Annotated in this window: 7 protein-coding genes; 3 read left to right on the top strand and 4 right to left on the bottom strand. The window is 41.1% G+C overall.

The features are described 5' to 3' along the window. Positions 1-672: 672 nt before the first annotated feature. Positions 673-1,587 (bottom strand): CDP-diacylglycerol--serine O-phosphatidyltransferase, encoded by a 915-nt coding sequence (gene pssA, locus QL898_RS12830; protein WP_290177082.1) that lies wholly within the window; start codon positions 1,585-1,587, stop codon positions 673-675. 26 nt (positions 1,588-1,613) lie between these two features. After that, entirely contained in the window at positions 1,614-2,501 is an 888-nt protein-coding gene (rlmJ, locus tag QL898_RS12825; RefSeq protein WP_057758888.1) for a 23S rRNA (adenine(2030)-N(6))-methyltransferase RlmJ, read from the bottom strand. 141 nt (positions 2,502-2,642) lie between these two features. On the opposite strand from rlmJ, the gene QL898_RS12820 reads away from it, so the two are divergent. The 3 genes from QL898_RS12820 (at position 2,643) to dapE (ending at position 5,251) form a co-directional block, all read left to right on the top strand. After that, positions 2,643-3,395, top strand: a complete 753-nt coding sequence (locus tag QL898_RS12820) for a 2OG-Fe(II) oxygenase (protein ID WP_290177081.1) — start codon at positions 2,643-2,645, stop codon at positions 3,393-3,395. Between the two features lie 57 nt (positions 3,396-3,452). After that, entirely contained in the window at positions 3,453-3,917 is a 465-nt protein-coding gene (locus QL898_RS12815; RefSeq protein WP_290177080.1) for a hypothetical protein, read from the top strand. 134 nt (positions 3,918-4,051) lie between these two features. Next, positions 4,052-5,251: a succinyl-diaminopimelate desuccinylase gene (dapE, locus tag QL898_RS12810; RefSeq protein ID WP_290177079.1), complete on the top strand. Its 1,200-nt coding sequence runs from the start codon at positions 4,052-4,054 to the stop codon at positions 5,249-5,251. A 141-nt stretch (positions 5,252-5,392) separates the two neighbouring features. Here the strand turns inward: dapE and QL898_RS12805 are convergent, their stop codons facing one another. Both QL898_RS12805 and iscX read right to left on the bottom strand, forming a co-directional pair. Next, complete coding sequence (locus QL898_RS12805) at positions 5,393-5,896, bottom strand: GyrI-like domain-containing protein (protein ID WP_290177078.1); 504 nt, start codon at positions 5,894-5,896, stop codon at positions 5,393-5,395. 65 nt (positions 5,897-5,961) lie between these two features. Next, positions 5,962-6,171, bottom strand: coding sequence for a Fe-S cluster assembly protein IscX (gene iscX / locus QL898_RS12800; RefSeq protein ID WP_021812734.1), 210 nt, complete (start codon positions 6,169-6,171; stop codon positions 5,962-5,964). Between the last annotated feature and the right edge of the window lie 149 nt (positions 6,172-6,320).

Here is a 6,320-nt window from a genome sequence, read left to right as displayed (position 1 = left end):
GCTGTCTTAAATGATAATTTTTATAGTTAATAATCTTTCCGAAAAGAAAAGATAGTCAACTTTATTTTTTAGCATTCTGAATCAGCAAAAATCCACACAAGTTGTTCTTTAGTTATGCTTTTAAATAATGTCTGACACTGTCGTCCAGTGCTAGTATTTCAAACTAAATAAGCTAGCCAATGTGGCTTATCCTATTTAGCGAGCTGACCATCATATCATGTTTTAATAGTCTGTCAACTTCTTTTTTTTAATTTGTTTCAACAAGTTAACTGGGTTATTAATGTGTAATCTACACACTAGCTACTTCCAGCTCGTCCTGATGAGGTGCGTATTATAGACGCTATATTTATTTAGTCAAGAAGTATTTTCTATTTAATTTAAACAATTTACATCGTCCAAATCAGTAAGCCACTTCCCTTTCGACTGGGTGGCATTATACGGAGTTTTAGATAGAAAACAAGGAAACTCTATAAATAATCTCAGTTATTTTCTATCAGTGATATCGTATCAACCTAACCCATTGTTATCGCTATCAAACTTTAAATACTGTCTTTTATATCTATAGATTGATCTTGTTTATATTGGCCAACGTATTTCAGCAGTATACAGAACATATGAAAAAAGGAACTTACCTGACGGTAAGTTCCTTTTTTTAAAACCTAAATACAGCGTTTAGCTTTTCACTTTCGTTTTAATCGTAGTCACGATACCTGATAACGCGTAGATAATGCCGATCGCTAAGATACCAACAGGAATATCATAGAGCACGATGCTCATGACTAACACCCCAATGATAAGCACTACAAAAGGCACTTTCTTTTTGTCAAATTCTTTAAAGCTGTAGTATTTGACATTGCTGACCATCAGTAGACCACAAGTGACGACCCAAGCCGCAAACAGTAGCATGACGGCTGTATCATATTGACCAATCCACTCGTTATGATCGACTGCGACCATCACAGCGGACGTCACCAATATGGCAGCAAGCGGACTTGCCAAGCCAACAAAGTACTTTTTATCGACGATGCCGACCTGAACGTTAAAGCGTGCAAGACGAAAAGCAGCACAGGCGGTAAAGACAAATGCACAGCCAATGCCGATACGACCCAACGGCTCTAGAGCAAAGCTATAAATCAAAATAGCAGGGGCAACACCAAATGCTAGCATATCTGCTAAGGAGTCATATTGTTCACCAAATGGGCTTTGCGCATTTAGCATACGTGCGACACGTCCATCTGCGCCATCAAGAATAGCGGATAAAAAGATAGCCAAAGCCGCCTTATAGAACTCGCCTTGGGTACTCGCCAAAATCGAGTAAAAGCCTGACAGTAGCGATAAGGTTGTGATCAAATTGGGTGCTAAATAAACACCGCGACTAACCACTCGCTTACCTTCGGCTACTTCAGCTTCAATCACCTCAAATGTCAAACCATCATAGCTGTCGTTATCCGCTAGGCGGATATTAAACTCGTGCTCATCAATAAACGGTGGCTGAGTCGCTGCATTATCTTGCAGCGAGCCGTCATTTAAGGACGCATTGTTCACAGGTGCATTATTCGGCTGGCCGATAGGTGGCTGAGTCGTCATCTTAATATCCTTATTGGCCGTTATTGCTATTCGCCGACGAGCCAGCGCACATTGGTCGCACTATCAGGCGTCAAGTTTGGCGCGTCTTCTACTTTTAGTACTGGCTGTAAGAAACGTAGTATCTCACGTGCATGATTATCAAACTGCCATGGCGGATTGATAACCAGTAGACCTGTACCGTTCAGACCAACTGCAACATCATTAGGATAAATGTTTAGCTCACAAACCAACTGACGTCTCATTTCAGTACGTTTGAGCTTTTTATAGAAGAGCTCTACAGCTTCGATGTTTTTGATTGGGAACCAAAGCGCATAAGTTCCTTGTGGCCATTTGTTATAAGCCGCGACCAATAGGTCGATAAGGCGCGTAAAATCTTTGTGCTCTTGCTCATAAGGGGGATCAAGGAAAATCAAACCGCGCTTTTCTTTTGGTGGAATAACAGCGGTGATACCTTCAAAAGCATCACGATGCTGAATACCAATTGGCAACTTATGTAGCTGATAGTTCAACGCATCGTATTCAGTCGCTTTGGCTTCAAAAGCCTCAGCACGCACGCCAGCATCAGGCTTTTTAGCGGCGGTTTTTTCGACATGATGGGCCACCCACCATGGCGAACCAGGATAGACTTTATTGTCGTAAGTGAATTTGGCTTGCTTGATGCCTTCCATATAATCTTTGACAGCAGCTGGGGCCTTTTCGGTATCTGCTTTCAGAAAAGCTTGAATACCACCTTTGGCCTCACCTGTTTTGCGCGCTTCTTCACTGCTTAGTGAATACAGTCCACGACCGCCATAAGCGTCAAGCACATAAAAAGGTTTGTTTTTCTGCCCCAGTTGATTAAGCAGTTGTACCAATAAAATGTGTTTAACCACATCAGCAAAGTTACCAGCGTGGTAGGCGTGTTTATAGTTCATAATCTCAAAAGTTTAAATAAGAAAAATTGCATCTATGGTAGCATAGGCAGAGTAAAAGATAATGTGGTTTTAGTAAGTGCTTTCAATAAAAACGCATTGAATGACGGTATATTGACAGCTGATTGATAATAATGAGATGAAATGACGCAGATTATTAGCAACCTTAACAAGACAGCGTTGGTCGTTGATCATCCGATAGGTCAGGATAATCCACCATTACTGCTGCCAGATACTCAGAATGTTAGCCAAGAAATTCCTACTCAGCATGTATTGCAAATGTCTGACTTTGCGGTTAACTGGGAAGATAAGCTGACGGATAAACAGCTTGATACCTTTGTCGCTGACGGCTGGCTCATTATTGATGATGTATTCAATAGTACTGCCTTATTAGCACTACAAGCAGAAAGCGGTTTTATTGACTATCGTGATGCAGAGCTGACCGCGGGTGTTCGCATCAGTGATATTCGCGGTGATAGAATACGCTGGATTACTGAAGACTTTTTTGCAGGCTATTACTATCTGCAAAGCATCAATGCTTTGGCCTCGCTATTCAATCGTAGTTTATTCGCTGGTATTCGCCATAGTGAAGCGCATTATGCGTGTTATCCGACTGGCCTTGGCTATCAATGGCACAGTGACAACCCTGCTGGACGTGATGAACGTATTATCTCAGCAGTGTTTTATCTCAATGATGATTGGGAAGCCACTGACGGCGGTGCACTAGAAGTCGTGGATAAGCATGGCACGCACCATGAAGTGATGCCAGTTGCCAATAGACTGATTATTTTCGATAGTGATTTACGTCATCAAGTACAAACTGCGCATCGCCAACGCTACTCTATCGCCACTTGGCTAAGACGTGATGATGCTGTAGTTTTGTTTGCTGCGCCCTGAGTATATCTATCATTTGCTATGACTCTGAGTAAGCTTTGTTAATTAAGGACAATAATAATGCGTAAGAATCTATTCAACCATTCTGTTTTACTTATTATGTTACCTTTGCTTGCAAGCTGTACGACTATTGATCATCAAGCCTCAATTCAACAAATCAGTGAGCCTTTCTTTACCTATCACCTACCAAAATCCACCTCTGAAAAACCTGTAATAGTTACACCAACTGCTATCACTACTGAGTTCAAGTATGAGAACGGGTGTCTACTTGCATTTGATGGAACAAGATGGATGACGCCAGTATTTCCAGAAGGACATGCCACTTTCGATATTAGTAATAAAACTTTAGAATTATTAGGAATAAGTTATCAAATGGGCGAAGTTGTTTTTGCTGGTGGCAATATCAGTAATTATGACAGAGACAAAGCTAAAACTTATAGCAATACTCTAGCCGAAAAATGTATTACAGAGTATTTAGCAAAATTTTATGGTGATTATGAAAAAATTTACTTAGACAGAGACTAATATTTTTTTAGCTATAGAAATCGATTAACCTTTATATATTTGCAACGTATAAATAATTAGTACCAAATAGACCTGCTAAGAAACAAGCTATCTTTTATAGCAAAAAACATTAACTCAACTTAACTAGGACTGTCATGAGTTCAGAAAACAATAGTAAAACCCACCAGCAAGAAACATTAGACTTAAGTATTGCACTGTTAGAGCGCCCTTCAGTAACGCCCGATGACGATGGTTGCCAAGATATGTTGTCAGCACGGTTAGAACAAGCAGGCTTTGATTGCGAGTTTATGTATTTTGGTGATAGAAAACAAAGCGGTGAACATGCCGAAGTCAAAAACTTATGGGCACGCCGCGGTACTAGCGATCCAGTGATTTGCTTTGCTGGTCATACTGATGTCGTACCAACAGGTGACGAAAAAAACTGGACATACCCTCCGTTTACTCCAACTATCGCTGATGGGTATCTGTGGGCACGCGGTGCCGCCGATATGAAAACGGGTATTGCAGCTTTTACTGTTGCAGCCGAACGTTTCGTTGCTAATCATCCTGAGCACAATGGCTCTATTGCTTTTTTAATCACTTCGGACGAAGAAGGGCCGTCAATTAATGGTACGGTCAAAGTGATCGAAACTTTAGAAGCTCGTCAAGAAAAAATCACCTACTGTCTCGTTGGTGAGCCATCAAGTACCGATACGTTAGGTGATATTATCAAAAACGGTCGTCGTGGCTCGCTAGGTGCAGAGCTTACCGTTACAGGTAAACAAGGCCATGTCGCCTATCCACATCTAGCATCTAATCCAATTCATGCGGCGATGTCTGCTCTTGCTGAATTGACGTCTACCGCATGGGACAATGGCAATGACTACTTCCCAGCCACGTCATTGCAAATATCAAATATCAATGGCGGCACTGGCGCAACCAATGTCATTCCTGAAACGCTAAACGTGGTTTTTAACTTCCGTTTCTCAACTGAAACGACTGAAGATGAACTAAAGGCAAAAACGCATGCTATCTTTGATAAGCACTTTGCCAACAGTAAAGCGAGCTACGATATTCATTGGAAGTTATCTGGTCAGCCGTTTTTGACCCCTGAAGGAAAACTGGTTTCGGCATGTCAAAATGCCATCAAAAAAGTAACCGATGTCGACACCACCTTATCAACCTCTGGTGGTACTTCCGATGGACGCTTCATCGCACCAACTGGTGCCCAAGTGGTCGAACTGGGTGTGCGTAATGCAACGATTCATCAAGTAGATGAAAAAGTAGAAGTCGATGATCTAGGAAAGCTTGCCCAAATTTACGAAGGCATTTTGGAAAATTTATTGTTGGATTAATTATAAGATTAATTACGCCTGTCTAATTGATTACATCTATCCAAAGAAAAAGCGCTACCTGATTTAGGTTAGCGCTTTTTTTGTCATTGTTTTATCGATAATGGATCGAGCAGCTTAAGTTACTTAAGCCAATTGCTAACTTTACTCGATACCAATATAGACATCAACTTGACCGTATTCTAAGTTACCACCGATATAATGCTCAAAGTCTACGTTAAACGTTCGGGTATGCTCGCAATCTGGTGCATTGAAATATTCCCAAGCACTTTCCCATGCATTCATCACAGTGTTAGGCATATAACCTTCTTCAGAAAATACCAAGTACTTTCCTGCAGGAATATCAACCGTCACTACGTTACTAGCATTGGCGACACTATCGCTGTCTGACTGAGAATCTTGCTCGCTGTCTACTTTCCAACTGGCCACAACGTCAAACGCTCCTGCCAGATCATCGCTTTCATAGTTGTGATAGACACCATAAATGTCTTCACCTTCAGGGAGTTCACCCGCATGATTTTGATAAAACTTCTGCCATAATCTGCCAAGCTTGGCAGTGTCATGGCTTATCTCAGCATTGTTGGTGGTACGAACGCTGATACCGCGACAAGCTATCGCTTCTGGTAGCTCTTTAATTTGTGAGGTCATGATGCGGCCTTTTCTATCTGTTTATTTAGTTTTCTGTTTGTAGCAATGCTGGCAGACCGAGTCAATTAATCCGCTTCATCAATCCAGTTCATTTGAATGGCTTCTAAGATGCCTTCATTTGATTTTTGTGGATCGTCATCAAAGCCTTCAAGCTCAGTTACCCAGCGATGCAAATCAGTAAAACGAATATACTGCGGATCTGTTTCTGGGAATTTTTCATAAAGCTCAATCGCGATATCTAAGCTGTCTGTCCATTTTAATTTTTGTGGTGTCATAACGGTACCTTTTTTTAGTCGTTTTGAGAATCATCATTTTAAAAACGATGCCATCGTCCTAATACTGACGACTTGATGGGCTCTATCCTACCAAAATTCAGCAAATGATTATAGCCAAGTTACTTTACGATGTTGTTTTTCCATACTGG

This window comes from Psychrobacter sp. APC 3279 (assembly GCF_030407795.1).
Taxonomy (GTDB): Bacteria; Pseudomonadota; Gammaproteobacteria; order Pseudomonadales; family Moraxellaceae; genus Psychrobacter.
This window is presented reverse-complemented; position numbering and strand designations above follow the sequence as displayed.

Excerpts from the sequence above, each read along its gene's own strand:
- dapE (WP_290177079.1), top strand. The coding sequence starts at position 4,052 with ATGAGTTCAGAAAACAATAGTAAAACCCACCAGCAAGAAACATTAGAC.
- QL898_RS12805 (WP_290177078.1), bottom strand. The coding sequence starts at position 5,896 with ATGACCTCACAAATTAAAGAGCTACCAGAAGCGATAGCTTGTCGCGGT.
- pssA (WP_290177082.1), bottom strand. The coding sequence starts at position 1,587 with ATGACGACTCAGCCACCTATCGGCCAGCCGAATAATGCACCTGTGAAC.
- iscX (WP_021812734.1), bottom strand. The coding sequence starts at position 6,171 with ATGACACCACAAAAATTAAAATGGACAGACAGCTTAGATATCGCGATT.
- QL898_RS12815 (WP_290177080.1), top strand. The coding sequence starts at position 3,453 with ATGCGTAAGAATCTATTCAACCATTCTGTTTTACTTATTATGTTACCT.
- QL898_RS12820 (WP_290177081.1), top strand. The coding sequence starts at position 2,643 with ATGACGCAGATTATTAGCAACCTTAACAAGACAGCGTTGGTCGTTGAT.
- rlmJ (WP_057758888.1), bottom strand. The coding sequence starts at position 2,501 with ATGAACTATAAACACGCCTACCACGCTGGTAACTTTGCTGATGTGGTT.